Origin of the sequence: Mycobacterium sp. 852002-53434_SCH5985345, assembly GCF_001667155.1 — a bacterium.
GTDB lineage: Bacteria > Actinomycetota > Actinomycetes > Mycobacteriales > Mycobacteriaceae > Mycobacterium.
The window spans coordinates 66,921-93,566 of record NZ_LZIE01000046.1; the positions used below are offsets into that span (position 1 = coordinate 66,921).

The window sequence follows — 26,646 nt, forward strand, 5'->3', positions numbered from 1 at the left end:
AAAAGAGCGGCATCGGCGGCGGGTTCTATTGTGGGGCCATGGATCGCAAGATCGTATCTGCTCCGGCCCCCGAGCGCAGCGTTCGCTTACGGGCCCGGGCCGTGCAGGTCAGGCAGCCGAACCCGGGTTTCGGCCGATGACGTCGGAATCGCGATCCGCATACCCCGGCGAGAAGCTGGGCCTGCCGGAAACCGGACCGGGGTCCCTGGCCCCGATGGGCCGTCGGCTGGGCGCGTTGATGGTCGACTGGCTGATCTCCTACGGCCTGGCCGCGCTGGCCCTGCGCTTCGGTGTTTTCTCCGAACACACGTTGGCGACGGCGGTGCTGGCCATCTGGTTCGTGCTCGGCGTGGTCTCGGTGCGGCTGTTCGGCTTCACGCCCGGGCAGTTGGTGCTGGGCCTGCGGGTGGTGACGGTCGACCGGCAGGCGGCGGTCGGCATCGGCCGCGCGGTGATACGGGGCGTGCTGGTGGGAACTGTCGTCCCGGCGTTGTTCACCGACTGGGACGGCCGGGGGCTGCAGGATCGGCTGACCGCAACGGCGGTCGTGCGGCGCTGACCATTAGCGGCGACCCGCCGCGCTTGCGATCGCCGCTGACTTAAGGGCTACTTGCGGCGCACGGTGCGCTGCACGCCGCGCATCTTGCCGGCGTTGGGGAGCGGCCCCTTCGGCAGGACGGCGGCGCCGGCCCGCGTCCCCAGCGCGGCCAACCGCGACTCCAGTGTGTCCATCTGCTTGGCGGTGATGTTGGCCGGCAGGCGGTTGAGGTGGCGCTCCAGCTTGGACAGCGGAACCTCGTCGTCCCCGTTGCCGACGATGATGTCGTAGATCGGCACGTCGCCGATGAGCCGCGCGGTGCGCTTCTTCTCCTGGGCCAGCAGCGGCCGGACCCGGGCCGACGACCCTTCCCCGACCAAGATGACGCCGGGCCGGCCGATGACCCGGTGCACCGCGTCGAGGTGGCCGGTCGCGGCCACCCCCGGCGTCACCCGCCACTTGCCGCGCAAATTGTCCAAAGCCCATGCGGCCGCACCGGTTTGGCCCTCGGCCTTGCTGTAGACGCTCTTCTGGGCGCGGCGGCCGAAGATGATGAAGGTGACCAGCCCGCCCAGCAGCACGCCGAACGGGATCAGCGTGAACATCGTCAGCCCGCCGGCCCACACGCCGACCGCCACGGAGATTGCCACGATCAGCACGAAGGCGCCGATCATGTAGGGCAGCAGCCGCTTGTCCTCCTGACGCTGCAGGTTGAACGCCTGCCACAGCTGGGCGCGCCGCTCCTTCGCGGCGGCCTTACGCGCGGCTTGCGCCTGCGCGCGGGCGGCCTTGTTCTCAGCGGCGGTGCGGGGTTTAGCCATAGTCAAAGAATACGTACCGCCGCCGCTGACTGGCGCGGCGCTACATGTTCAGCTGCGGGTGCGCGCGGCTTGCTCGTAGAGCCGGCCCGCCCGGTAGGACGACCGCACCAGCGGGCCGGCCAGCACCCCGGCGAAGCCCAGCCCCTCGGCGTGCTGGGCGAACTCGACGAACTCGTCGGGATGCACCCAGCGTTCGACCGGATGGTGCCGCGTCGACGGCCGCAGGTACTGGGTGATGGTGACGATGTCGCAGCCGGCGCCCCGCAGGTCGGCCAGGGCGGTGCGCACCTCGTCGGCGGTTTCGCCCAGCCCGAGGATGAGATTGCTCTTGGTGACCAGCCCGGCGCCGCGCGCCGCGGTGATGACGTCGAGGCTGCGCTGGTAGGTGAAGGCGGGCCGGATCCGCTTGAAGATGCGGGGCACGGTTTCGACGTTGTGCGCCAACACTTCTGGGCGTGATTCGAACACCTCGGCCAGCCGGGCGGGCTCACCGTTGAAGTCGGGGATCAACAGTTCGACGCCGGTCGACGGGTTGAGTTCCTTGATGGCGCGCACCGTCTCGGCGTAGAGCCAGGCCCCGCCGTCGGGCAGGTCGTCGCGGGCCACCCCGGTGATGGTGGCGTAACGCAGTCCCATGCTGCGCACGCTGTCGGCGACGCGCCTCGGCTCGTCGCGGTCCAGGGCGGCGGGCTTTCCGGTATCGATCTGGCAGAAGTCGCAGCGCCGGGTGCACTGGTCACCACCGATCAGGAAGGTGGCTTCCCGGTCCTCCCAGCACTCGAAGATGTTGGGGCAGCCGGCCTCTTCGCAGACCGTGTGCAGCCCCTCGCGGCGGACCAGGCCCTTCAACTGAGTGTATTCGGGCCCCATCCGTGCCCGAACCTTGATCCACGGCGGCTTGCGTTCGATCGGGGTTTGCGCGTTGCGGACCTCGAGGCGCAACAATTTGCGGCCTTCGGGTGCGACAGTCACATGCCTGATGCTACGCGCGTACCCGGGTGTTCTTGGACCGGTAGGGCGCCGTCGAGGGCGGCGCAGACGGCGGCGGCGACGGCCGCGCGGACGTCGTCGACGACCACCGGACGTCCCAGCTCTTCGGCCAACGACGTCACGCCGGCGTCGCTGATGCCACAGGGCACGATCGTGCCGAACGCGCCGAGGTCGCAGTCGCAGTTGAGCGCGAACCCGTGCAGGGTGGTCGCGCGCGACACCCGGACGCCGATGGCTGCCACCTTGCGGTCGGGCCGGCCGGCGCCGCCGGGCACCCAGACCCCGGAGCGGCCATGCACCCGACCGGTCTCCAAGCCCAGATCGCCGCACACCTTGATCAACGCCTCCTCGAGGCGCCGCACGTAATTCACCACGTCGAGCGGTTCAGCTAGGCCGATGATCGGATACCCGACCAGTTGCCCCGGGCCGTGCCAGGTGATCTTGCCGCCGCGGTCGGTGTCGACGACGGGGGTGCCGTTGACCGGCCGTTCGTGCGGCTCGGTGCGCCGCCCCGCGGTGTAGACGGGTGGGTGCTCCAGCAGCAATAGGGTGTCGCTGCCGCCGGCGACCCTGGCGTCGGCCAGCTCGCGCTGCAGCTGCCAGGCGGTGCGGTAGTCGACAGTTCCGAGCTGGCGAACGTCGATCGCGGCCGGGCTGGACCGGATGGAATCGATCACGTTCGCGACGGTACTCGCCGGACAACCACCCCGCGACGCGGTGTCACGCTGGCGTGACGTTGGGCGGCGTCGGCCACGCCTGCGTGAGACTCGCCGGCGTAGTGGCTAGTCCTGGTCGCGCCGCGCGGTGGCGTAGCCGAGGGCCTCGCCAATCGTGTTGTGGTGGAACTGGAAACCGGCCCGCTCCAGCGCGGACGGAATGGCACGCTGGCCGATCAGCACGCCCTCGTCGGCGAACTCACCGAGCGCGGCGCGCACCGCGAAACCGGGCATCATCAGCGGCGTCGGCCGGTTGACCGCCCGACCGAACGCGGTGGTGAACTCGGCATTGGTCACCGGCGCGGGCCCGGTCATGTTGACCGGGCCGGACAGCGCGGTGTTGGAGATCGCGAACAGCAGCGCCCGCACCTCGTCCTCCAGGGTGATCCAGGACATGTATTGACGGCCGCTGCCCAACCGGGCCCCGAGGCCGGTCCGGAACAACGGCCGCAACCGCCCCAACGCGCCGCCCGCGGGCGAGAACACCAGCCCGGTGCGGGCGAGCACCACCCTTGCGCCACCGTATTGCGCCGGCAGCGTGGCGGCCTCCCAGTCTTCGCATAGCTGGGCCAGGAAACCCTTTCCCGCCCGGTCGTTTTCGTCGACCACGCGGTCCTTGGTGTTCCCGTAGTAGCCCACGGCGCTGGCGTTGACCAGCGTTCCCACCCCGGCCTCGGCGACGGCATGCGCCAAGACTTCGGTGGGAGCGATGCGGCTGTCCCGCAGGCCCTGCTTGAAGGCGCCCGACCAGCGACGCTGGCCGACGTTGACACCGCATAGGTTGACGACGGCATCGACGTCGCTGATCGCGTCGACGTCGATCTCGCCGCTCTCGGGATTCCAGTGCAATTCATCGGAATTCGACGGCGCCCGCCTCACGATGCGCAACACCCGGTGGTCGGCCGCACGCAGCGCCGCGGTGAGAGCGGATCCGATCAGTCCGGACGAACCCGCTATCGCGATGACGAGCTTGACCACCCTTCGCCCGCCCCCTAAAGACCCAAGTCGGCCTCGAACGCTCCCTCTTCGAGCCGGTTCTTGATCGTGGTGAGGAAGCGTCCGGCATCGGCGCCGTCGATGAGCCGATGGTCATAGGTGAGCGGGAGATAGCAGATGGAGCGGACGCCGATGGACTCGTTGCCGAATTCGTCGACGATCACCCGGGGCCGCTTCACGATGGCCCCGGTGCCCAGCATGGCGGCCTGCGGCGGAACCAGGATGGGGGTGTCGAACAACGCGCCCTGACTGCCGATGTTGGTGATGGTGAAGGTCCCGCCGGACAGTTCGTCGGGTTTGAGGTCACCCGAGCGGGCGCGCGCCGCGATGTCGGCGATGGCCCGGGCCAGTCCGGCCAGCGAGAGGTCGCCGGCGTTGTGGATGACGGGGGAGAGCAGGCCCTGTTCGGTGTCGACGGCGAAGCCGAGATGCTCGGCGTCGTAGTAGGTGATCTCCTTGGTCTGCTCGTTGTAGCTCGCGTTGATGTTCGGGTGGACCTTCAACGCGTCGATCACCGCCCTGGCGATGAACGGCAGGAACGTCAGGTTCACCCCTTCGCGTTCGGCGAACGCGGATTTCGCCCTGGCCCGCAACCCAACGATCCTGGTCATGTCGACCTCGTGGGTCTGGGTGAGCTGCGCCGTGGCCTGCAGCGATTCCCGAGTTTTGTTCGCCGTGAGCTGTCGGATCCGGCTGGCCTTCTGCGTGGTGCCACGCAGGTGCGCCAGCGCCGGCGCAGGGGAGGGGGCAGCCGCCGGAGCCGCCTTGCCGTCCGCGGCCGGCGCGGTGGCGGGTGCCTGCGCCGGCGCGGGCGCCTTCTGGGCCTGTTGTTTCTTTTCCGCCGCGGCGAGCACGTCTTGCTTGCGGATGCGGCCGCCGACGCCGGTGCCGGTGATCTCGCCGAGGTCGATGTTGTGCTCGGTGGCCAGTTTGCGCACCAGCGGGGTCACGTACGGCGCGCCGTTCGGACTCGAGCCACTGGGCTGGACCGCCGGTTGCGCCTGCGCCGGTTGGGCTTTCGGCGCCGGCTCGGGCTGCGAAACCGGCTGCGGTTCGGGCTTCGCCTCGGCCTTGGGTGGTTCGGGTGCCGGCTCGGGCTTGGGTTCCGGTTTGGGGGCGGGCGGCGGGGTGGGAGCGGAAGCGGCTTCCGAACCGCTGCCGATGCGCGCCAGCTCGCCGCCGACCGGCACGGTGGTGTCCTCTTCGGCGGTGATGCTGATCAGGACGCCGGCCACCGGGGACGGGATCTCGGTGTCCACCTTGTCGGTCGACACCTCGACCAGCGCATCGTCCACCTGGACCGAGTCGCCGACCTTTTTCAGCCAGCGGGTAACCGTGCCCTCGGCCACCGACTCGCCGAGTTCCGGCATCAACACCGGGGTCGCGTCGCCGCCGCCGGAGCTCTGCGCGGCGGGCTGAGGCTCGGGCTCCGGCTGGGCCGGGGCTTCGGGTTCGGGCTCGGATTGGGCCGGCGGGGCGGATTCGGCCTGTGGTTCCGGCTCTGCGGATTCGGCCTGCGCCTCCGGCTGGCTGGGCGCCTGGGGGGCCGCCTGGGAACCGCCGCCCTCCGAACCACCCTCCGCCGAGTCGCCGATCACGGCCAGCTCGCCGCCCACCTCGACGGTGTCGTCCTCCTGGGCGACGATCTTGGTCAGCACACCGGCGGCGGGCGACGGGATTTCGGTGTCGACCTTGTCGGTGGACACCTCGACGAGGGGTTCGTCGAGCTCGACCGTGTCGCCTTCCTGCTTGAGCCAGCGGGTCACCGTCCCTTCGGTGACGCTCTCACCGAGTGCCGGCATCTGGACGGAGAAGGCCATCGTTTTTGACTCCTCGATCGCTCGTGGGTCGGGGTGGGTCGAACATGTCGCTAGCCGCTGGAAAGTAACTATCCAAAACTATCCTGTCACTGCGTCCGCACCGGCACACATCCAGGGCGGACCGCGCGCGGCTGCCGGAACGCCCCGAACGCCCTTGCTACGGTGTGGCCACTGCAGTTGAAGCGGGGAGGTCGGAGATGCCGGCAACACAACAGCTAACCCAGCATTTCGTCGACAGCGCCGACGGCGCGCGAATCGCTGTCTACGAAGAGGGCAATCCCGAGGGGCCCACCGTCGTGCTGGTGCACGGCTTCCCCGACTCGCATGTGCTCTGGGACGGGGTCGTGCCGCTGCTGGCCGACCGGTTCCGCATCCTGCGGTACGACAACCGTGGCGTCGGTGAGTCCTCGGCGCCCAAGCCGGTGTCCGCATACCGCATGGACCGGTTCGCCGACGACTTCGCCGCGGTGACCGGCGAGCTCAGCCCTGGCCGGCCCGTGCACGTGCTCGCCCACGACTGGGGCTCGGTGGGCGTGTGGCACTACCTCAAGCGGCCCGGTGCCGGTGACCGGGTCGCCACGTTCACGTCGGTGTCCGGGCCCAGCCAGGACCAACTGGTCGACTACATCTTCAGCGGGTTGCGGTCGCCCTGGCGCCCGCGCACCTTCGTCCGGGCGATCAGCCAGGCGCTGCGGCTGACCTACATGATCTTCTTCTCGATCCCGGTGCTCGCGCCGCTGTTCCTCCGGCTGACGCTGTCGATCCCGGCGCTTCGGCGCAACGCGGTGGACAACATCTCGGTCGAAAAGATCCACCACTCGCCCGACCTGGCCCGCGACGCCGCCCGGTCGGTAAAAACCTATCCCGCCAACTACTTTCGCTCGTTCTCCGGCAGCGGGCAGGGCGTCGAAATCGTCGACGTGCCGGTGCAGCTGATCGTCAACACCAAGGACAAGTACGTGCGGCCGTACGGCTACGACCACACGCCCCGCTTCGTGCCGCGGCTGTGGCGGCGCGACATCAAGGCCGGCCACTTCTCGCCGATGTCTCACCCGCAGGTGATGGCCGCGGCGGTGCGCGAGTTCGCCGATCTGGCCGAGGGCAAACCGCCCAGCCGCGCGCTGCTGCGCGCGCAGGTCGGGCGGCCGCGCGGATCCTTCGGCGACACCCTGGTGTCGGTCACCGGCGCCGGCAGCGGAATCGGCCGCGAGACGGCGTTCGCGTTCGCGCGGGAGGGCGCCGAGCTGGTCATCAGCGACATCGACGAAGCGGCCGTCAAGGCCACGGCCGCCGAGATCGCCACCCGCGGTGGCGTCGCGCACGCCTACGTCTTGGACGTGTCCGACGCGGCGGCCGTGGAGGCGTTCGCCGAGCGGGTGAGCGCCGAACACGGCGTGCCCGACATCGTGGTCAACAACGCCGGCATCGGCCAGGCCGGGGGATTCCTGGACACCCCGGCGGAGCAGTTCGACCGGGTGCTCGACGTCAACCTGGGCGGCGTGGTCAACGGGTGCCGGTCGTTCGCGCGGCGGCTGGTCGAGCGTGGCACCGGCGGGTACATCGTCAACGTGTCATCAATGGCCGCCTACGCGCCGTTGCAGTCGCTGAACGCCTACTGCACCTCGAAGGCGGCGACCTACATGTTCTCCGATTGCCTGCGCGCCGAACTCGACGCCGCGGACGTGGGGCTGACCACCATCTGCCCGGGCGTCATCGACACCAACATCATCAACACCACCCGGTTCGACGCGCCCGCCGGAAAGGGCGAACAGGTCGACGGCCGGCGCGGCCAGCTCGGCAAGATGTTCGCGCTGCGGCATTACGGCCCCGACAAGGTCGCCAACGCGATCCTGTCGTCGGTCAAGAAGAAGAAACCGATTCGCCCCGTGGCTCCGGAAGCCTATGCGCTGTACGGTCTTTCGCGCGTCGCGCCGCAGGGCTTGCGTAACTTCGCGCGGATGCGGGTGATCTGACTCGCGGTTTAGGTGCCCGCCCGCGCCGCGCCCTGACGGCCCGTCAGCAACACCCCGCCGATCGCGAGCAGCCCGATGACGGCCAGCGGAATGGACCACATGCGCCGGCCGCCCACCGACGACTGGCACTGCGCCACGTAGTCGGTGTGCGGAACAACCTGGTTGAGGATCGGGATGTTCGCCACGCTGTTGTTGTTCGCGCTTCGGGCCGCGGACAGGTCCGTCGCAACGGCGTTCCCGCACCCGATCGAATGGCCGTTGCCGTCGGAAATCGACACCGGCGCCAACAGCCCGATCACACCGGCCAGCAAAAGTACCGCGCCCACACCGAGAATCAATCGTCGCACCGTCACGATCTCACCTTTCGCCGTCCGGATTTCGACCGCTAGGAGATTAACCACTGCTGGGGCCCGGTAAACCCGAATTTGGCCGGTACGACGGCCGCTACGTGGGTATTCCGCCGCGGTAGCCGAAAGGGGAATGGTTGTGGTGCTGAGTGCGACGCGGGACGTAGCCGCGCCTTGCGAGCGGGTGTGGGAAGTGCTGGCCCAAGGGTGGACCTACACCCAGTGGGTGGTGGGCAACAGCCGCATGCGGGCCGTCGATCCGAACTGGCCGGAGCCCGGCTCATCGATCAGGCACTCGATCGGGATCTGGCCGCTGGTGATCAACGACGCGACGGTGGTCGAAGAGTGCGAACCGCCGCACAAGCTGGTGCTCTGCGCCCGCCTCGGGCCGCTCGGCGCCGCGCGGATAACAATGCTGCTGCACGAGACCCCGACGGGCTGCCGGGTGGAGATGATCGAAGTGCCGGTCGAGGGCCCGATGGGGGCTATGCCCAATTCCCTTGCGCTGGCCGCGGCTTACCCGCGCAACAAGGAATGCCTGTGGCGACTGGGGGCTCTGGCGGAGCGCAAGGAGCCGAGCCAGGTGAAGTGATCGTGGGGGACACCGCGGACGCCGTCGTTATCGGGGCCGGACACCACGGGCTGGTTGCCGCCTCGATGCTGGCCGACGCCGGATGGGATGTGCTGGTGCTCGAAGCCCAGCCGGAGCCGGGCGGCGCGGTCCGCAGCGCGGAGCTGACGCCCGGCTACATCACCGACCTGTTCAGCTCGTATTACCCGATGACGGTGGCCTCGCCGGCGATGGCGGCGCTGCAGCTCGAAGACCACGGGCTGCGGTGGTCGCACGCGCCGGCGGTGGTCGGGCACCCGCGCAGCGCGGCCGATGACGACCCGCCCGTCGTCTATCGCGACGCTGCCCGCACGGCAACGGAATTCGCGCGGCGGGAACCCGCCGACGGCGATAATTGGTGGCGGCTGGTGGACTTGTGGCAGCGGATCAAGACTCCGCTGCTCGACGCCATGCTGGCGCCCTTCCCGCCCGTGCGCCCGCTGATGCGGCTGCTGGCCAAACTCGGTACGGCCGAGGCGATTCGGGTGGCGCGCCTGCTGGTGCAGCCGGCCAACACCATGGCGAGTGAGCTGTTCGCCGGCGAGGCGCCCCGAGTATTGTTGTTGGGCAACGCGATGCACGCCGACGTCCCGCCGGACGCGCCGATCAGCGGCGCCATGGGGTTCTTGATGACGATGCTGGCCCAGGACGGCGGCTGGCCCGTGCCGGTCGGGGGTTCCGGTCAGCTGACGGCCGCCCTGGTCAACCGTGCCCGCTCCGCGGGCGCGCGAATCGAGTGCAACCAGAACGTTTCCCGCATCCAGGTGCGGGGCGGTCGCGCGGTCGGCGTGACGACGGCCGGGGGGCGCACCGTTGCGGCCCGGCGGGCGATCGTCGCCGACGTTACGGCGCCGCGCCTGTTCCACGACATGCTTCCCCCGGATGCGCTGCCGCCCAAGCTGTTACGCGACCTCGAGCACTTCGTGTGGGATCCGCCGGTGGTGAAGGTCAACTACGCGCTGGCCGGGCCCGTTCCCTGGCGCGCCCAGAACCTGCACGGCGTCGGCACCGTCCACCTGGGGGCCGACGGCGACGGGCTGGTCCGCTGGATGGCCGACCTGAACACCCGGGTGGTGCCCGAGCATCCGTTCATGTTGTTCGGGCAGACCACCACCGCGGATCCGAGCAGGTCTCCCGCGGGCACCGAAAGTGTCTGGGCCTATACGCATTTGCCGCGCAACGTCGCCGACGACGCGTCTGCCGACCGGCTCGCGGCGGGGATGGACCGGGTCATCGAGGAACACGCGCCGGGCTTCGGTTCGGCGGTCATCGACCGATTCGTGCAGCGGCCGTCGGACCTGGAGGCCAGCGACGCCAACCTGCACATGGGGGCGCTCAACGGTGGCACAGCGCAATTGCAGCAGATGCTGATCTTTCGCCCGGCGCCCGGCATGGGCCGGGCCGAAACCCCGGTGCAGGGGCTGTATCTGGGCAGCGCGTCGGCAACCCCGGGCGGCTCCGTGCACGGCGCCTGCGGGCGCAACGCGGCCAACGCCGCGTTGGCCGCCGCCGGCGTGACGGGCTGGCCACGCCGCAAGGTGAAGCGGGCCGTCTTCTCGTTGCTGACGAAGTGAGGCGCTAGCGCCGAACGTCACGGTGGCGTGACGTTCGCACGCCGGCGCCACGCTGGCGTGACGCTCACGCCAGCCGTGCGCTAGCCGTTTGCTAGCCCTTTTCGCAGATGTCCTCGAGCACCGCGAACATGGTGCGGGTCGGCACACCGGTGCCGCCCTTTGGGGTGTACCCCCAAGGGCCGCCGGTGTTGTACGCCGGGCCGGCCACGTCGATGTGCGCCCAGCTCACGCCGTCGGCGACGAATTCGCGCAAGAACACCCCGGCCACCAGCATGCCGGCGAAGCGCTGGCCGCTGATGTTGGACAGGTCGGCCACTCCTGACTTCAGGTCTTCCTTGAGTTCGTCGGGCAGCGGCATCGGCCAACCGTTCTCGCCCACCCGCTGCGAGATCGCGGCGACCCGGTCGCGGAACTCGTCGCTGCCCATCACCCCGGGGATCCGGGCGCCCAACGCCACCGTCTGCGCGCCGGTCAACGTGGACGTCTCGATCAGGTAGTCGGGGTTGTCCTCGCAGGCCCGCACGATGGCGTCGGCCAGGATGAGCCGGCCCTCGGCGTCGGTGTTCTGCACCTCGACGGTGATGCCGCCGTATTGGGTCAACACGTCGCCCGGGCGCTGCGCGGTACCTGAGGGCATGTTCTCGGCCATCGGCACCGTGGCGATCACGTCGATCGGCAACCGCAACTGCGCGGCCAGCGCCACCGTGGCGATGACCGCGGCCGCGCCGCCCATGTCCGAGGTCATGTGGTGCATCGAGGCCGCCGGCTTGATCGAGATGCCACCGGTGTCGAAAGTGATGCCCTTGCCGACCAGCGCCACTCGCTTGGCCTGCTTGGACTTCTTGGCCAGCTTCGCACCCCGGTGGGTCAGCCGCACCAGCCGCGGCGGCCGCGACGAGCCTTGGCCGACGCCGATCACGCCGCCGTAGCCGGCCTTCTGGAGTGCCTTGTCGTCGAGCACCTCCACCTCGAGGCCCACGGATTCGCCCAAAGCCCTTGCGCGCTTGGCGAATTCGGCTGGGAAGAGGTGACTCGGCGGCGTGTTGACGAAGTCGCGGGCGGTGGCCACTGCGGTCGCCACGGCCGCGCCGTGCGCGCTGGCCGCTTTGGCGTCCTTCGCGGCGGACAGCACGGTGATCTTTTGCAGCCCTTTGTCTTTCGGCGCGGTCTTGCCGCTGCGGAATTCGGTGAACCGGTAGCTGCCCAGGATGAGCCCCTCGACGACCGCCGAGCAGACGTCGGCGTCGAAGTCACCGGGCAGCGTGAGGATCACCGCCTCGGCGGTGCCCAGCGACCGGGCGGCCACACCCGCGGCGCGCCGGACGGTGTCGGCCGGCCACTCGGGACGCGGTTTACCCAGGCCGATCGTCAGCACGCTCGACAGCGGCAGCGACGGCACCACCAGGCGGTGGACCTGCTCACTGCCGCCGGTGGCGTCGAGCGCCCGCAGGCCGGATTCGATCTCGGCGACGGCATCGGCCGCCAGCAGCGACTCGCCGGCCGCAACCGTCGCTCCGGGCCGGTCCTCGTCGCCGGTCGAGACGACCGGCAGGATCAATACCGAAGAACCCGCCCCGCGTTTCGGCAGCGACGTGGCGACGTTGACGGATGGGCTTGCGTAGCTCAATTCGGTGGTCACGGGCATTTACCCTAATCGCCGGAGCCCGCGCCGAGGTCGGCGGCGCCCGCGCCGTGCAGCTCGAAGGCGACGACGGGGGCGTCAAAACCCTTGAGGTCAAAGGGGCCGCGGGCCCTCGCCGGCCAATCCGGCAGTTGCTCGTGCAGGGCCGAATCGGCCAGGATCTGGCACGGGGCGGCGGCCCCGACCAGGCGCGCCGCCAGGTTGACCGGGCTGCCGAAGTAGTCCCCGTTGATCGCCAGGACGCTGCCGTAGGCAAGGCCGGCGCGGACCTGCAGACCCTCCTCGCGCGCCCGCGGATGGCCGACGAGGTCGACCGCCGCCCTGGCCAGACGTTCGGGCGACGCGCTCACCCACATCACCTCGTCACCGATGAACTTCACCACCCGGCCGCCATCGCGGTGCACCACATCCGCGACGGTCCCGGCGAACTCGTTGAGCAGATCCGAAAGCTGCGCCGGGGTCAGCGCGCGGGTGAGCACGGTGAAACCGGACAGATCCGCAAAACCGATGCCGCACACCACGCTTGCCGAGGTGTCGCGCAGGACGCCTTCGAAGTGGGTTCGGGCGCCGGTCAGATGGTGGCGATGAACGACGTCGATCAGCGCCGAAATCCGGGGGACGAACTCCGCGACCGCGCGGTAGGCCTGCGCCGTGGCGAGCTCGTCGTTGGTGTAGGTCATCTGGATGTCCGGCGTGCCGGCCCGGATCGCGGTCGACTCGGCCTCCGCGAGCCGGGCCATCGTGGCACCGAGCACCCGCAACAGCCCGAACGCGCCGTCCTCGCCCACCACCGTCTTCAAGGCGACCCAGGTCGCGAGCGCGTCGACGTCGGCCTGGCTCAGCGCGGGAATGTCGGGGCCGGCGACGGTCAGGCCGAGCAAACCCCACGCGTGGGTGACTTCCTCGGGCGACAGGCCGAGCTGCTCGGCGGCGGTCGCCATCGTGTGGACCGGGCGCCCCGACCATTGCAGAACGTCACCCGCAAGGCCGAACAGCCGCCCGCGCTGCTCGGCCTCCACCATTTCGTCGACGCTGAAACCGAGTTCGCTGAGGTATTTGATGAGGTCGGCCCGTTCGCGCGGACGAGCGATTCCGGCAGCCTCAAGCGCTTCGAAGTCCGGGGAATCGACCACCCACCCAAGTGTGCCAGCAGCCGCGATTAGGGTGAACCGTCGTGACCGATGACTTACAGCATGGCCCGCTGGAAGACCGCCACCGCAAGTTGGGGGCCAGTTTCGCCGAGTTCAGCGGGTGGCTGATGCCGGTCTCGTACGCCGGCACCGTCAGCGAACACAACGCCACCCGCAACGCGGTGGGCCTGTTCGACGTCAGCCACCTGGGCAAGGCGTTGATCCGCGGGCCGGGTGCCGCCGAATTCGTCAACTCGACGCTCACCAACGACCTGAGCCGCATCGGGCCCGGCAAGGCGCAATACACGTTGTGCTGCACCGAATCCGGCGGCGTCGTCGACGACCTGATCGCCTACTACGTCGACGACGACGAGATCTTTCTGGTGCCCAACGCGGCCAACACCGCCGCGGTGGTCGAGGCGCTGCGGGCCGCCGCCCCGGCGAGCCTGACGATCACCAACGAGCATCGCTCCTACGCGGTGCTGGCGGTGCAGGGCCCGCGCTCGGCGGACGTGCTCGGCGAGCTGGGCCTGCCGACGGGCATGGATTACATGGGCTATGCCGACGCCTCCTACGCGGGGGTGCCGGTGCGGGTGTGCCGGACCGGATACACCGGAGAGCACGGCTACGAGCTGCTGCCGCCGTGGGAATCCTCTGGTGTGGTGTTCGACGCGCTGGCCGCGGCGGTCGGTGCCGCCGGGGGCGAGCCCGCCGGGCTGGGCGCCCGGGACACGCTGCGCACCGAGATGGGCTACCCGCTGCACGGGCACGAACTGGCGCTGGACATTTCGCCGCTGCAGGCCCGGTGCGGCTGGGCGATCGGCTGGAAGAAGGACGCGTTCTTCGGCCGCGACGCGCTGCTGGCGGAGAAGGCGGCGGGGCCGCGGCGGCTGCTGCGCGGCCTGCGGTTGGTCGGCCGCGGTGTGCTGCGGCCCGGACTGACGGTGCTCGCCGGTGAGACGCCGGTGGGGGTCACCACGTCGGGGACGTTCTCGCCGACGCTGCAAGTCGGCATCGGGCTGGCGCTGCTCGACACCGACGCCGGCGTCGAGGACGGGCAGCGGATCATCGTCGACATTCGCGGACGCGCCGCCGAGTGCGAGGTCGTGCGGCCGCCCTTCGTCGAAGCGAAAACACGTTAGTGCCGCCGGTTCAGGTGAAAAGCCCGGTCGCAGGCGGATATACAATCAGCCGCATGACCAGCGGCTCCCTCGAGTTCACGGTTTCGCGTTCGGCCAACCCCGCGACCGACGCCGAACGTGGATCCATCCTGGCCGAGCCCGGTTTCGGCAAATATTTCACCGACCACATGGTGTCGATCGACTACGACGACGAACGGGGTTGGCACAACGCGCGGGTCATCCCGTACGGCCCGATCGAGCTGGACCCGTCGGCGATCGTGCTGCACTATGCGCAGGAGATCTTCGAAGGGCTCAAGGCGTACCGCTGGGCGGACGACTCGGTCGTGTCGTTTCGCGCCGAGGCCAACGCAGCGCGGTTGCGGTCGTCGGCGCGGCGGCTGGCGATGCCCGAACTGCCCGACGAGCTGTTCATGGGTTCGCTGTGTCAGCTCATCGCGGTCGACAAGCCCTGGGTGCCCGCCGCCGGAGGCGAAGACGCGCTGTATCTGCGCCCGTTCGTCATCGCCACCGAGCCCGGTTTGGGTGTGCGGCCGTCGAAGCGCTACCGGTATCTGCTGATCGCCTCACCGGCCGGGGCGTACTTCAAGGGCGGCATCAACCCCGTCGCCGTGTGGGTATCGACGGAGTACGTGCGGGCCAGCCCGGGCGGCACCGGCGCGGCCAAGTTCGGCGGCAACTACGCAGCCTCCCTGCTGGCCCAGGCCGAGGCCGCCGCCCACGAGTGCGACCAGGTGGTGTGGCTGGACGCCGTCGAACGGCGCTTCGTCGAGGAGATGGGCGGCATGAACATCTTCTTCGTGTTCGGCAGCGGCGGGTCGGCGCGGTTGGTCACCCCGGAGCTGTCCGGTTCGCTGTTGCCTGGGATCACTCGGGATTCGTTGCTGCAGTTGGCTATTGACGCCGGATTCGCCGTCGAGGAACGCAAGATCGACATCGACGAATGGCAGAAGAAGGCCGCCGCCGGCGAGATCACCGAGGTGTTCGCCTGCGGCACCGCCGCCGTCATCACCCCGGTCTCGCGCGTGAAGTACGGCGACAGCGACTTCACCGTCGCCGACGGTCAACCCGGCGAAGTGACGATGGCGCTGCGCGACACGCTGACCGGAATCCAGCGGGGGACCTTCGCCGACACCCACGGCTGGATGGCGCGGCTCGGCTAGAACCGCACCAGTGCGGCGAGCGCGACGGCGCTCACCGTCGTGGTCAACTCGATGGCGGCACCCAGCACGTCGCCGGTGATGCCGCCGAAGCGGCGCACGCAATGCCGCACCAGCACCGCACCGCAGCACAGCGCCGCCAGCACCGCGACCGGCCCCTGCCACGGCCGAGGTCCCGCCGCCAGGGCAACGACGAGCAGCGCCGCGACCCAGGCCGCCGCCACGACCACCGGCTGGCTGCCGGCGACCCGCACGCCCAGCGCGCTGCCCGCGGCCGCCGGCACCGACCGCCGACTCGCCAGCACCGCGGCGACCCGGCCCGCGAAGACCGCCACGGCGATGCCGATGAACCCCGGCCGGCCCGCCGCCCCCAGCGCCGCGAAGGCCAGCCCCTGCAGCGCGATCAGCAAAACGACGGCCGCCACGCCGAACGGCCCGGTCGACCCGTCGCGCATCACCGCCAGCGCGCGCTCCGGCGGCCCGTAACAGCCCAGCCCGTCGGCCGTGTCGGCGACACCATCGAGATGCAGGCCGCGGGTGGCCAACAGCAGCGCCACCACCGCGAGCAGGCCGGACAGCGGGCTGGACGCGCCGAACGCGTGAGCACCGCCCCACGTCACCGCCGCGGCCAGCGCACCCAGGACGGCGCCCACCACCGGCAGCGCCGTCATGGCGCCACGGCCCATCGGCGCGTGCCATGAACGCGGGACGGGAAGCACCGTACCGAACGCGAAAGCCGTTGCCAGCCAACGCATCACAGCGGGGGAGAGGCCTGGTCGGACACGCCGGCCTGCGTGAACGTGGCCATCGACGACAGCGTGGCCACCGCGGCCCGGAGCAGCGGCAGCGCCAGCGCGGCGCCGCTTCCCTCACCCAGCCGCATCCGCATATCCAGAATCGGCTCGAGGCCCAGCTCGGTAAGCGCCAGGGCATGACCGGGTTCGGTGGACCGATGACCGGCCTGCCACCACAGGCGGGCGCCGGGAGCCAGCCGCTCGGCGACCAGCGCGGCGGCCGTCACCGCCATCCCGTCCAGCAGCAGCGGAGTGCGTCGCACCGCGGCCTGCGCGCAAAAGCCCGCCATCGCGGCCAAATCCGCCCCGCCGCCGCAGCGCAGCAACGCCACCGGGTCGGGCAGCACGCGGCGCGCCCGGAACAGGGCGTCGCGCACCGCGGCCGTCTTTCGCGCCCATCCGGCGTCGTCGATCCCGGTGCCGAAGCCCACCACCGCAACCGGTTCGGCGTTCGTGAGCGCCGCCACCAACACCGCGGCAGGGGTGGTGTTTCCGATCCCCATGTCGCCGGCGATGAGCAGGTCGGCGCCCGCGTCGACCTCCTCATCGGCGATGGCCCGACCCGCGGCGATCGCGGCGGCGGCCTCGTCGTCGGTCAGCGCGTCCTCGACGGCGATGTCGCCGCTGCCGCGCCGCACCTTGTGGGCGCCGATCCGGTCGGTCAGCGCATCGCCCGCCACCGCCAGGTCGGCGACCCGCACCGTCGCGCCGGCGATGTCGGCCAGCACATTGATCGCCGCCCCGCCGGCATCGAAGTTGGCGACCATCTGAGCGGTCACCTCCGGCGGATAGGCCGACACCCCGGAGCGGGCGACGCCGTGGTCACCGGCGAACACCACCACCCGTGCGCGCTCGAATTGCCTTGGCGGGCAATGCCCTTGGCATGACGCGAGCCACACCGAAAGGTCCTCGAGGCGGCCCAGCGCGCCCCTCGGCTTGGTCAGCGTGTCCTGGCGGGCGCGGGCGGCCGCGGCGACGCCCGCATCGGGCGGCGATACCGGGGCGAATTCCATCAGGTCCCCGGAGGTTTGATCGGCACCGCTTGCCCGGCCACCACGAGCACCACCCGGTCGCACAGCTGCGCGACGCGCTGGTTGAGGCTGCCTAGTTCGTCGGCGAACCGGCGGCCGGACGCGGTGGCCGGGACGACGGCCAACCCCACCTCCGGGCTGACCAGCACCAGCGTGGAAGGGAAGTCGCTGACCGCGGCGAGCATCGCTTCGATCGTTTCGCGCACCGGAGACGACACCGATCCGCCGTCCCATCCGTCATGGCGATCCAGCGTGCCGGTCAGCCAGCTGCCCAGATCGTCGACGAGCGTCGGAGTGTCCGGCGAGTTCCGCAATTGCGTTGCGACGTCGTGGGATTCGACCGTCGACCAATGCGCCGGCCGACGGTTGCGGTGCTCGGCGACCCGGTGCGCCCAGTCCGCGTCGCCCGAACCGGTGGGGCCGGGGGCCAGGTAACAGACCGGCTGGCCGGCCGGCAGCGCCTCGGTGATGGCGCCCTCCGCCCACCGGGATTTGCCAGACCGGATCCCGCCGAGCACCAGAGTGCGCACCGTGCTCAGGCGGCTTTCCCGCGGCTAACCGGCATCGCTGCCGCGCTCGACCTGGGGTCGCGGTGTGCGCATCCGTCGCATCTGCGAGGCCCGGCCGGCCGCGTACAGGCCCAGCTTCCAGCGGCTTTCGGTGTTGTCGGGGAACTTGGCGTCCACCCGCTTGCTCACTTTGCGGCCCAACAGGACCCCGTCGATACCCATCACGGCCATCAGCGCCAGCATCGCCGGCGAAACCCAGAGCTGCAGCTGCGGGGTGGTGAACATGACGAACATCAGGAACAGCGTCGCCGGCATGAACAGGCCGAGCAGGTTGCGCCGGGAGTCCACCACGTCCCGCGCGTAGCGCCGTATCGGGCCCTGGTCACGCGGCAACAGGTAAGCCTCTTCGCCGGCCATCATGCGCTGTCGGCGATCCGTCATCCGGGCGCGGTTGGCGGTCCGGTCGGCCTTGCGCTCCTCGCGGCTGAGCTTGGGACCGGCCAGCGTTTTGCGCCGGGCGCGCGCCTCCGACGCGGTCATCGGCGCGGGCGCCACCGGCCCCTTGCGCCGCGCTTGACTGCGCTTGGGCGTCGGCCGGCCCTTGGGGCTCGTCCCACGCGACCCGCTAGCGGTTGTCTCGGGGGCGCCGGCGGCATCCACTGCAGCCGCGCCCTCGTCGACGTCCTCGTACTGGCCCTTCTTACGGCCCATCAACTTCACAGAGGCCAGGTTACTTCGCCGATGGCTCGTCCCGGAATTGGCTTGGAATGCCTTGCTATTAGACCTGCGTCAGCCCCTCACTTGGCCCTACTCTTACCAGTGATGGACGGCTGCCTCTGATGGACGACGGGTCGATGGCCTCGGACGATGCTGCCTTTGGCCTCGCTCCCGGCCGTCTGCAACTTCCCGCCATGCTCGTCCTGGTGGCTCCGGATTGCTATGGCGACAGCATGACGGCCGTGGAGGCGGCCGCGGCCATCGCGACCGGGTGGACCCGATGCCGCCCCGGCGACCGGTTCATCGTCGCCCCGCAGTCCGACGGCGGCCCCGGCTTCGTCGAGGTGCTCGCCAGCCGGCTGGGCAAGACGCGGCGTCTGCGGGTGTCCGGGCCGCTGTCCACCATGGTCGAGGCCAAATGGGTCTTCGACCCCACCACGACCACGGCTTACCTGGAGTGCGCGCAGGCGTGCGGCCTGGCCCTGCTGGGCGGTCCGCCCACCCCGGAGACCGCGATGGCGGCCCACAGCAGGGGAGTGGGGCAGCTGATCGCCGAGGCGATGCGGGCCGGGGCGACGCGGATCGTGGTCGGCCTCGGCGGCAGCGCCTGCACCGACGGCGGGCAGGGGATGATCGCCGAGCTCGGCGGTTTGGACTCCGCCCGCCGCCAGCTGGGCAACGTGGAGCTCATCGCCGCCTCCGACACCGAATATCCCCTGCTCGGGCCGTGGGGAGCGGCCAGGGTGTTCGGGCCGCAGAAAGGCGCGGACACGGTCACCGTCGCGGCCCTGGAAGTCCGCCTCCAGGCGTGGGCGCTGATCCTGGAAGCCGTGGCCGGACGCGACGTCAGCGCCGAACCGGGGGCGGCCGCCGCCGGCGGTATCGGCGCCGGGCTGCTGGCCCTCGGCGGCCGGTGCGAGTCGGGCGCGGCGATCATCGCCCATCACACCCGCCTGGCCGACGATCTGGACATGGCGGAGCTCATCGTCACCGGTGAAGGTCGCTTCGACGAGCAGTCGCTGCACGGCAAGGTGGTGGGCTATCTCGCGGACGCCGCCCGGCCGCGCGGAGTGCCGGTGATCGTGCTGGCCGGCCAGGTCGACCTGGACAACGCCACCGTCCGCTCGGCGGGCATCATGTCCGCCTTATCCATCGCCGAGCACGCCGGATCGGCGCGGCTGGCGCAGGCCGACGCGGCCAATCAGCTGATGGGTCTGGCGTCCGTGGTGGCGGCGCGACTCGGGAATAGCGGTCCTGCAAGGTACCGTTGACCTAGTGGGCTTTTTCCGGGCGGATCTGGCCGCCTAACGCGAGACCAGCGGGCTCGAACCTGAACGAACCCACCCAACGATGAGGCATGTAGGAGAAGCAATGACGGTGCAGAACGAGTCGACCGCCAAGACGCACGGCGTGATCCTGACCGAGGCCGCCGCCACCAAGGCAAAGTCCCTGCTCGACCAGGAGGGCCGGGACGACCTGGCGCTGCGTATCGCGGTCCAGCCGGGCGGGTGCGCGGGCCTGCGCTACAACCTTTTCTTCGACGACCGGACGCTGGACGGCGACCTGACCGCGGACTTCGGCGGTGTGACGCTGACGGTGGACCGGATGAGCGCGCCCTACGTGGAAGGCGCGTCCATCGATTTCGTCGACACCATCGAGAAGCAGGGCTTCACGATCGACAACCCCAACGCCACCGGCTCGTGCGCCTGCGGCGACTCGTTCAACTGACCGGGTAGCCCCGGGCTCAGTACGAGCCCCCGGTGCGCAGCACGTACGAGCAGACCATGATCTGGCCGCGCTGGAACAGCAGCTGGGCGATGCCCTGCAATTGGCCGCGCAGCGGTCCGCCGGTCGCGGGTGACACCTTCATGGTGAACAGCGCCTGGGCCTGGTACTGCGACAGATAGACGATCTTGTCGATCGAGGTGACCTCGACCTCGGAGAACTGCTTGCGGAACGCGTCGCTGCTCAGCTTGGCCAACGCCTGGTCGGAGCGTTTGTCGCGCACACCGTCGTACATGCCGCACAGCGCGTTGCGCACGATCTCCTCGGTGTCGCGGTGGTCGAGCGCGTCCAGGTACCCCTGGATGGCCGTCTTGGCGGCGCCCTCCGAGAACGTGGCCCCGGTGTTGGCCCCGTTGGTGCGGACGCCGTAGACGATCGCCACGATCAGCGCGGCCACCAGCGCGACGGCCAACAGCACGCCGACGACCAGCCGCCGCTTGGAGCGGGGCCGCGGCGGGTAGGGCATCGGCGGGGGCGGCTGCCCGGCATAATTGGCCGGCGCCGGGTCGCCGGCACGCGGGTGGTCGGGAAAATCGAGCGGCTGAGATCCGGCCGGGGGCTCGGGTCCGCTGGGTCCGCTGCCGCCGACGGTGTGGTTCGGCGAGTGCGGACCTGCCATCCTGGTTCTCCTACGGTGGTAGACGGGAGTACGGGCGGGATACCCCGGCGGAGCATCGTGGTCCCGGCGACTTGAGCGAGTTCCCTAGGGAGGCTAGCGCACCGCTTCGTGCCGACCGTGGACACAGCGACGGTCCGGAGGCGTGCGTAAGCTAGATAACCTTACTAACGAAGGGCGGAGACATTCGTGACGATCGCGGTGACAGGTTCGATTGCGACCGACAATCTGATGCGGTTCCCGGGCAAGTTTTCCGAGCACCTGCTGGCTGAGCACCTGCAGAAGGTGTCGCTCAGTTTTCTGGTCGACGACCTGGTGATCCACCGCGGCGGCGTGGCGGGCAACATCGCCTTCGCGATCGGCGTGCTCGGCGGTGACGTGGCGCTGGTGGGCGCGGCCGGCGACGACTTCGACGACTACCGGCAGTGGCTGCAGTCGCACGGTGTCAACTGCGACAACGTGCTGATCTCTAAGACCGCGCACACGGCGCGATTCACCTGCACCACCGACATCGACATGGCCCAGATCGCGTCGTTCTATCCCGGCGCCATGTCGGAGGCCCGCAACATCAAGCTCGCCGACGTGGTGTCGTCCATCGGCGAGCCGGAGCTGGTGATCGTCGGGGCCAACGACCCGGACGCGATGGTGGTGCACACCGAGGAGTGCCGCAAGCTGGGCCTGCCCTTCGCCGCGGACCCCTCCCAACAGCTGCCCCGCCTGTCCGGCGAAGAGATCGACAAGCTCGTCGACGGCGCCGCCTATTTGTTCACCAACGACTACGAGTGGGAGCTGCTGCTCAACAAGACCGGCTGGTCGGAGTCCGACGTGCAAAGCAAGGTCGGCCTGCGGGTGACCACGCTGGGCCCCAAGGGGGTGGACATCGTCGAGCCCGACGGCACGACGACCCACGTGGGCGTCGTGCCCGAGACCAGCCAGACCGACCCCACCGGCGTCGGCGACGCGTTCCGGGCCGGTTTCCTCACCGGGCGCAGCGCCGGCCTGAACCTCGAGCGCTCCGCGCAGCTGGGCTCGCTGGTGGCCGTGCTGGTGCTGGAATCGACCGGGACCCAGAACTGGGAGTGGAACCGCGAGACCGCGGTGAGCCGGTTGGCCGGCGCCTACGGCGACGACGCGGCCAACGAGATCGCCGCGGTGCTGGCCTGACGGCGTCGAGCGTGAGCTGAGGGCGGCGACACGCCGAAAATCCCCGCCCTGGGCGCACACTCGACGCCTGCCGTGTCGACCTAGAGCTGGACGGGATACACCGGCTCGCTGATCTGCGGCACCACGCTGTGCTCGACGAAGATCGCGTGCCAGAGCATGAAGATCAGCAGCGTCCACAGCCGGCGGCTGTGATCGCCGGCGCCGTTGCGGTGCTCGTCGAGCATCCGCCGGACGGCGGCCAGGTCGACGAGGTGACCGGCCTGCGAGGTCGCCACCAGCCCGTAGGCCCAGTCCAGCAATTCGCCCGCGCGCAACCAATGCCGGATGGGCACGGGAAACCCGAGCTTGGGCCGGTGCAGCACGTGCGCGGGCACGATCGGCTCCAGGGCCCGCCGCAGCGCGTACTTGGTGGTGGTGCGGGTGATCTTGGCCTCGACGGGCAGTCGCGAGGCGACGGCGAACACCTCGGGATCCAGGAACGGCACCCGCAGCTCCAGCGAGTTGGCCATCGTCATCTTGTCCGCCTTGACCAGGATGTCGCCGCGCAGCCAGGTGAACAGGTCGATGTGCTGCATGCGGGCCACCGGGTCCCAGCCGGCCGACTGGGCGTACACCGAGGCGGTGACGTCGGTGTGGGTCCATTCCTCGCGGAAGCCCGGCAGCACGTCGCGCAGTTGCGCGTCGGAGAAGCTGCGGGCGTTGCCGTAGTAGCGCTCCTCGAGCGTCAGCGAGCCGCGGTGCAGCAGGCTCTTGCCCCGCATGCCCTCCGGCAGCGGCTTGGACACCTTGCCCATCGACCGGCGCAGCGGCCGCGGTAGGTAGTCGAAGGGCTTGAGCGACAACGGCTCCCGGTAGATGGTGTAGCCGCCGAAGAGTTCGTCAGCGCCCTCCCCGGACAGCACCACCTTGACGTGCTTGCGCGCCTCCCGGGCGACGAAGAACAGCGGCACCAGGGCGGGGTCGGCCACCGGTTCGTCCAGGTACCACACGATTTCGGGCAGGGCGGCGACGAACTCCTCCGGGTGGACCACCTTGGCGATGTGGCGGGCACCGATCGCCTCGGCCGAGGCGACCGCGACGTCGATCTCGGAGAACCCCTCCCGCTCGAAGCCGGTGGTGAAGGTGATCAGGTTGGGGTTGTGCCGGATGGCCAGCGCCGCGATGGCGGTGGAGTCGATGCCCCCGGACAGAAACGCCCCGACGGTGACGTCGGCGCGCATGTGCTTGGCCACCGAGTCCTCGAGCACCGCGGTGATCTCGTCGTAGCGGGCCTGTTCGGTGTCGCGCGTCAACGGCACCGCGGCGAACCGTGGCACGAAATAGCGGGTGACCTCCGGCTGCTGCCCGGGCCGGATTCGCGCGTAACAGCCCGATTCGAGACGGCGCACCCCGCGGTGCAGCGTCTCGGGCTCGGGCACGTACTGCAGCACGGTGTAGTGCTGCACGGCGCGGTCATCGATCCCGGTGTCGAATCCGCCCAGCTCCGCCAGGTCCAGCAGGCATTTCTTTTCGCTGGCCACCGCCGTGCCGCCGGCGCCGGTCGCCATGAAGAGCGGCTTGATGCCGAAAGGGTCTCGGGCACAAAACAATTCGAGGATGGCTGTGTCCCACAGGGCGAAGGCGAACATGCCGCGCAGCCGGGTGAGCACGTCGGCGCCCCAGTAGTGATAGCCGGCGACGATGGCCTCGCCGTCGCCGTCGGTGGTGAACACCGCCCCGTGCGCGGCGGCCAGCTCGTCGCGCAGCTCGAGGTAGTTGTAGATCTCCCCGTTGAACACCAGCACGTAGCGGTTGGGCTCCTCCGGCGGTCCCCACCGCAGCGGCTGGTGCGAATGCGCGATGTCGATGATCGACAGCCGGTTGAAGCCGAACACGACCGATCCGTCGGCTCCCGGATCGGTCCAGGTGCCGGGCTCGTCGGGGCCGCGATGGCGCATCAAGTGCGACGCGCGCGCGATGGCATCGTCGGCCCGGGCGGGGTCGGCACTGTCCGGGGCAGCGACGAACGCCAGCAGACCACACACGGCGCCCCAGTATGCCGCACGTTGGGCACGCCGTCGCGGTCCCACCCGGCACGTCCGCAAATGGCCGGGCGGTCCAGCGGGCCGGGGTTTCGTCGCTCGGGTCGGCGGCGTGGTCTACGCTGCGTAGTATTCGATATCCGAGCAGGAGGCGCCAACGTGACACCTCGCGAGCAGGTCCGTTCGCAACGTATGTCGCAGGGCAGGTTTCGGCAGGGTCTGTCCCGTCGTCTGCGGCCGCTGGCGCTGGCCGCGACGTTCGGCGTGTTGGCGCTCACCCTGAGCGGATGCAGCTGGTCGGACGTGCTGGGACTGGGCTGGCCCAAGGGCATCACCCCGCAGGCCCAGCTCAACCGGGAACTGTGGGTCGGCGCGACGATCGCCTCGCTGGTGGTCGGGGTCATCGTCTGGGGCCTGATCTTCTGGGCGTCGGCCTTCCACCGGAAGAAGGCAGGAGACACCGAGCTGCCGCGCCAGTTCGGCTACAACATGCCTCTGGAGCTGGTACTCACCGTGACGCCGTTCCTGATCATCTCGGTGTTGTTCTACTTCACCGTGGTGGTGCAGGAGAAGATGCTGCACGTCGACAAGGACCCCGAGGTGGTGGTCGACGTCACCGCCTTCCAGTGGAACTGGAAGTTCGGGTACCAGCGCGTTGACTTCAAGGACGGCACGCTGACCTACGACGGCGTGGACCAGGCACGCAAGAACGCCATGGTTTCCAAGCCCGAGGGCAAGGACGCGCACGGCGAGGAGCTCGTCGGGCCGGTCCGCGGGCTCAACACCGCGGACCGCACGTACCTGAACTTCGACAAGGTCGAAATCCTGGGCACCAGCGACGAAATCCCGGTGCTCGTGCTGCCCACCGGCAAGCGCATCCAGTTCCGGTTGGCGTCCGCGGACGTCATCCACACGTTCTGGGTGCCCGAGTTCCTGTTCAAGCGCGATGTGATCCCCAACGCCGAGGCGAACAACTCGGTGAACGTCTTCCAGGTCGACGACATCAGCAAGCCCGGGGCATTCGTCGGGCACTGCGCCGAGTTCTGTGGCACGTATCACTCGATGATGAACTTCGAGGTTCGGGTGGTGCCGCCCAACGACTTCAAGGCTTACCTGCAGCAGCGGATCGACGGCAAGAGCAATGCCCAGGCATTGCAGGCGATCGGCCAGACGCCGCTCGCGGTGACCACTCACCCGTTCGACACCAAGCGCGGTCAGTTGGCCGGAAGCCAGTAGGTTAGGACACCAAATGCATATCGAAGCCAGGCTTTTCGAATTCATCGCCGGGTTCTTCATTGTGGTTGCGGTGCTTTATGCCGTGCTGACGGCGCTTTTCGCCACCGGCGGCGAGGAGTGGGCCGGGACGACCGCGCTGGCGCTGACGGGCGGACTGGCGTTGATCGTGGCCACCTTCTTTCGGTTCGTGGCGCGCCGCATCGATACTCGGCCCGAAGACTACGAGGGCGCCGAGATCAGCGACGGAGCAGGTGAATTGGGCTTCTTCAGCCCGCACAGCTGGTGGCCGATCCTGATCGCGCTGTCGGCGTCGGTGAGCGCGGTGGGTATCGCACTGTGGCTGCCGTGGCTGATCGCCGCGGGGGTGATGTTCGTCCTTGCGTCGGTCGGGGGACTGGTCTTCGAGTATTACATCGGGCCCGAGAAGCACTGATCCCAGCCGTTAAGGTCACAATCCGATCACGTGATCTGTGGCCGGTTCGCCAAGACTTCTTTGCCCCTCTCGGTTCGGTAGTGTTTTGCCCAGGCAAATGACAATTTCTCAAGCGCGCGCGCAACGATATGGCCCCGGGGCCCCGCGCGCTGGTGAGGCAGTCGGACAGGGCAGGCAGAGATGAGCGGGCCGAAACCACCGGAATGGGATCCTGAGGAACCCGATTCGGTGAACGAGGCTCCCCACCAACCGGATTCCGACATCGAGCCCGCGGACGTCCCCGAACCCGGGCACGTCGAAGAGATCGAACCCTTTGACGACGGCGCCGAGCCGGCGGCCGGCGATACGGGCCAGACCGACGCCTATTCGCGGGCCTATTCGGCCCCGGAGTCCGAGCATTTCATGAGCGGCCCGTACCTGCCGGCCGACCTCAGGCTCTATGACTACGACACCTTCGACGAGTCGGCCGAGGCCGAGGACGAACACGGCGCTCCGCGCTGGCCATGGGTGGTCGGGGTCGCCGCCATCGTGGCCGCCATCGCGCTCGTGGTGTCGGTGTCCCTGCTGTTCGCGCGCACCGACACCACCAAGCTGGCCAACCCCAACACCACTACCGTCCCGTCGACGCCGCCGATGCAAGACGAGATCACGACCACCAAACCGCCTCCGCCGCCGCCCCCTCCACCGCCGCCGACGACCGAACCGCCGCCCCCGCCACCGACGGAGACACAGACCGTGACGGTCACGCCTGCCCCGGCGCCCCCGCCGGCGCCCGCTCCGGCGCCGCCCCCGGCCACCTCCACCGCGGCGCCGCCGACCGGACGCATCGACGTAGGTCACGGAGATGATGTCGCCGGGCGCCTTCGTGCCGGTCACCGAGCCAG

General features: G+C 69.7%; 26 protein-coding genes. 12 read left to right on the forward strand and 14 right to left on the reverse strand.

Translation table 11 applies throughout. The annotated features are described in order from the left end of the window. The first annotated feature begins 136 nt into the window (after positions 1-136). Positions 137-559 carry an RDD family protein gene (locus tag A5756_RS10290; protein ID WP_066951748.1) on the forward strand — a complete coding sequence of 141 codons (423 nt, stop codon included), beginning with the start codon at positions 137-139 and terminating at the stop codon, positions 557-559. A 47-nt stretch (positions 560-606) separates the two neighbouring features. On the opposite strand, the gene A5756_RS10295 is transcribed toward A5756_RS10290, so the two are convergent. The 5 genes from A5756_RS10295 to sucB form a co-directional block, all read right to left on the reverse strand. Then, complete coding sequence (locus A5756_RS10295; protein ID WP_066951750.1) at positions 607-1,359, reverse strand: DUF4191 domain-containing protein; 753 nt, start codon at positions 1,357-1,359, stop codon at positions 607-609. A gap of 48 nt (positions 1,360-1,407) precedes the next feature. Then, the gene (gene lipA / locus A5756_RS10300) at positions 1,408-2,331 is read right to left on the reverse strand and encodes a lipoyl synthase (protein ID WP_066951753.1); all 924 of its coding nucleotides are present in this window, start codon (positions 2,329-2,331) and stop codon (positions 1,408-1,410) included. Continuing rightward, entirely contained in the window at positions 2,328-3,026 is a 699-nt protein-coding gene (gene lipB, locus A5756_RS10305; protein WP_066951755.1) for a lipoyl(octanoyl) transferase LipB, read from the reverse strand. Before lipB ends, lipA begins: the two co-directional genes overlap by 4 nt. Positions 3,027-3,131: 105 nt before the next feature. Further along, complete coding sequence (locus A5756_RS10310) at positions 3,132-4,043, reverse strand: TIGR01777 family oxidoreductase (RefSeq protein ID WP_066951758.1); 912 nt, start codon at positions 4,041-4,043, stop codon at positions 3,132-3,134. Between the two features lie 14 nt (positions 4,044-4,057). Further along, positions 4,058-5,881 (reverse strand): 2-oxoglutarate dehydrogenase, E2 component, dihydrolipoamide succinyltransferase, encoded by a 1,824-nt coding sequence (sucB, locus tag A5756_RS10315; RefSeq protein ID WP_066951760.1) that lies wholly within the window; start codon positions 5,879-5,881, stop codon positions 4,058-4,060. 197 nt (positions 5,882-6,078) lie between these two features. Between sucB and A5756_RS10320 the strand changes: the two genes are divergently transcribed. After that, the gene (locus tag A5756_RS10320) at positions 6,079-7,854 is read left to right on the forward strand and encodes an SDR family oxidoreductase (protein ID WP_066951762.1); all 1,776 of its coding nucleotides are present in this window, start codon (positions 6,079-6,081) and stop codon (positions 7,852-7,854) included. An 8-nt stretch (positions 7,855-7,862) separates the two neighbouring features. On the opposite strand, the gene A5756_RS10325 is transcribed toward A5756_RS10320, so the two are convergent. Continuing rightward, complete coding sequence (locus A5756_RS10325; RefSeq protein ID WP_066951764.1) at positions 7,863-8,207, reverse strand: aminopeptidase; 345 nt, start codon at positions 8,205-8,207, stop codon at positions 7,863-7,865. Between the two features lie 136 nt (positions 8,208-8,343). On the opposite strand from A5756_RS10325, the gene A5756_RS10330 reads away from it, so the two are divergent. Both A5756_RS10330 and A5756_RS10335 read left to right on the forward strand, forming a co-directional pair. Further along, positions 8,344-8,793, forward strand: coding sequence for an SRPBCC domain-containing protein (locus A5756_RS10330; RefSeq protein WP_066951820.1), 450 nt, complete (start codon positions 8,344-8,346; stop codon positions 8,791-8,793). Next, positions 8,790-10,385, forward strand: a complete 1,596-nt coding sequence (locus A5756_RS10335; RefSeq protein WP_066951766.1) for an NAD(P)/FAD-dependent oxidoreductase — start codon at positions 8,790-8,792, stop codon at positions 10,383-10,385. The genes A5756_RS10330 and A5756_RS10335 overlap by 4 nt, the downstream gene beginning before the upstream one ends. Positions 10,386-10,476: 91 nt before the next feature. Here the strand turns inward: A5756_RS10335 and A5756_RS10340 are convergent, their stop codons facing one another. Both A5756_RS10340 and A5756_RS10345 read right to left on the reverse strand, forming a co-directional pair. Beyond that, complete coding sequence (locus A5756_RS10340; RefSeq protein ID WP_197505761.1) at positions 10,477-12,024, reverse strand: leucyl aminopeptidase; 1,548 nt, start codon at positions 12,022-12,024, stop codon at positions 10,477-10,479. Positions 12,025-12,035: 11 nt separating this feature from the next. After that, complete coding sequence (locus A5756_RS10345; protein ID WP_066951771.1) at positions 12,036-13,160, reverse strand: adenylate/guanylate cyclase domain-containing protein; 1,125 nt, start codon at positions 13,158-13,160, stop codon at positions 12,036-12,038. 41 nt (positions 13,161-13,201) lie between these two features. Between A5756_RS10345 and gcvT the strand changes: the two genes are divergently transcribed. Continuing rightward, a complete protein-coding gene (gene gcvT, locus A5756_RS10350; protein ID WP_066951772.1) occupies positions 13,202-14,299 on the forward strand; it encodes a glycine cleavage system aminomethyltransferase GcvT in 1,098 nt (365 codons plus the stop codon). A gap of 53 nt (positions 14,300-14,352) precedes the next feature. Continuing rightward, positions 14,353-15,459, forward strand: a complete 1,107-nt coding sequence (locus tag A5756_RS10355; RefSeq protein WP_066951822.1) for a branched-chain amino acid aminotransferase — start codon at positions 14,353-14,355, stop codon at positions 15,457-15,459. Here A5756_RS10355 and A5756_RS10360 read toward each other — a convergent pair. From A5756_RS10360 to A5756_RS10375, 4 genes are read right to left on the reverse strand one after another with little or no spacing between them, the layout of a single operon-like run. Beyond that, complete coding sequence (locus A5756_RS10360; protein WP_066951774.1) at positions 15,456-16,214, reverse strand: adenosylcobinamide-GDP ribazoletransferase; 759 nt, start codon at positions 16,212-16,214, stop codon at positions 15,456-15,458. The two genes, A5756_RS10355 and A5756_RS10360, sit on opposite strands and share 4 nt — an antisense overlap. Continuing rightward, positions 16,211-17,266 carry a nicotinate-nucleotide--dimethylbenzimidazole phosphoribosyltransferase gene (gene cobT / locus A5756_RS10365; protein ID WP_156659415.1) on the reverse strand — a complete coding sequence of 352 codons (1,056 nt, stop codon included), beginning with the start codon at positions 17,264-17,266 and terminating at the stop codon, positions 16,211-16,213. The genes A5756_RS10360 and cobT overlap by 4 nt, the downstream gene beginning before the upstream one ends. Beyond that, positions 17,263-17,811, reverse strand: a complete 549-nt coding sequence (locus tag A5756_RS10370) for a bifunctional adenosylcobinamide kinase/adenosylcobinamide-phosphate guanylyltransferase (RefSeq protein ID WP_066951779.1) — start codon at positions 17,809-17,811, stop codon at positions 17,263-17,265. The genes cobT and A5756_RS10370 overlap by 4 nt, the downstream gene beginning before the upstream one ends. Positions 17,812-17,835: 24 nt before the next feature. Beyond that, the gene (locus tag A5756_RS10375; protein ID WP_066951781.1) at positions 17,836-18,510 is read right to left on the reverse strand and encodes a DUF3043 domain-containing protein; all 675 of its coding nucleotides are present in this window, start codon (positions 18,508-18,510) and stop codon (positions 17,836-17,838) included. Between the two features lie 191 nt (positions 18,511-18,701). Here A5756_RS10375 and A5756_RS10380 point away from each other — a divergent pair, with 191 nt between their 5' ends. Beyond that, positions 18,702-19,778, forward strand: coding sequence for a glycerate kinase (locus A5756_RS10380; protein WP_066951824.1), 1,077 nt, complete (start codon positions 18,702-18,704; stop codon positions 19,776-19,778). 100 nt (positions 19,779-19,878) lie between these two features. After that, on the forward strand, positions 19,879-20,235 hold the full coding sequence (locus A5756_RS10385) for an iron-sulfur cluster assembly accessory protein (RefSeq protein WP_066951784.1): 357 nt from the start codon (positions 19,879-19,881) through the stop codon (positions 20,233-20,235). A gap of 16 nt (positions 20,236-20,251) precedes the next feature. On the opposite strand, the gene A5756_RS10390 is transcribed toward A5756_RS10385, so the two are convergent. Continuing rightward, positions 20,252-20,911, reverse strand: a complete 660-nt coding sequence (locus tag A5756_RS10390) for a hypothetical protein (RefSeq protein WP_066951786.1) — start codon at positions 20,909-20,911, stop codon at positions 20,252-20,254. A 186-nt stretch (positions 20,912-21,097) separates the two neighbouring features. Here A5756_RS10390 and A5756_RS10395 point away from each other — a divergent pair, with 186 nt between their 5' ends. Continuing rightward, positions 21,098-22,072 carry a carbohydrate kinase family protein gene (locus A5756_RS10395; protein WP_066951791.1) on the forward strand — a complete coding sequence of 325 codons (975 nt, stop codon included), beginning with the start codon at positions 21,098-21,100 and terminating at the stop codon, positions 22,070-22,072. Between the two features lie 80 nt (positions 22,073-22,152). Here A5756_RS10395 and asnB read toward each other — a convergent pair whose 3' ends face one another. Then, entirely contained in the window at positions 22,153-24,096 is a 1,944-nt protein-coding gene (gene asnB, locus A5756_RS10400) for an asparagine synthase (glutamine-hydrolyzing) (protein WP_066951799.1), read from the reverse strand. 156 nt (positions 24,097-24,252) lie between these two features. Between asnB and A5756_RS10405 the strand changes: the two genes are divergently transcribed. From A5756_RS10405 to A5756_RS10415, 3 genes are all read left to right on the forward strand, one after another. Then, positions 24,253-25,329: a cytochrome c oxidase subunit II gene (locus A5756_RS10405; RefSeq protein ID WP_066951801.1), complete on the forward strand. Its 1,077-nt coding sequence runs from the start codon at positions 24,253-24,255 to the stop codon at positions 25,327-25,329. A 13-nt stretch (positions 25,330-25,342) separates the two neighbouring features. Continuing rightward, on the forward strand, positions 25,343-25,762 hold the full coding sequence (locus A5756_RS10410; RefSeq protein ID WP_066951803.1) for a cytochrome c oxidase subunit 4: 420 nt from the start codon (positions 25,343-25,345) through the stop codon (positions 25,760-25,762). Between the two features lie 180 nt (positions 25,763-25,942). Then, on the forward strand, positions 25,943-26,646 hold a 704-nt coding region (locus A5756_RS10415), incomplete at its 3' end, for a hypothetical protein (protein WP_369828610.1).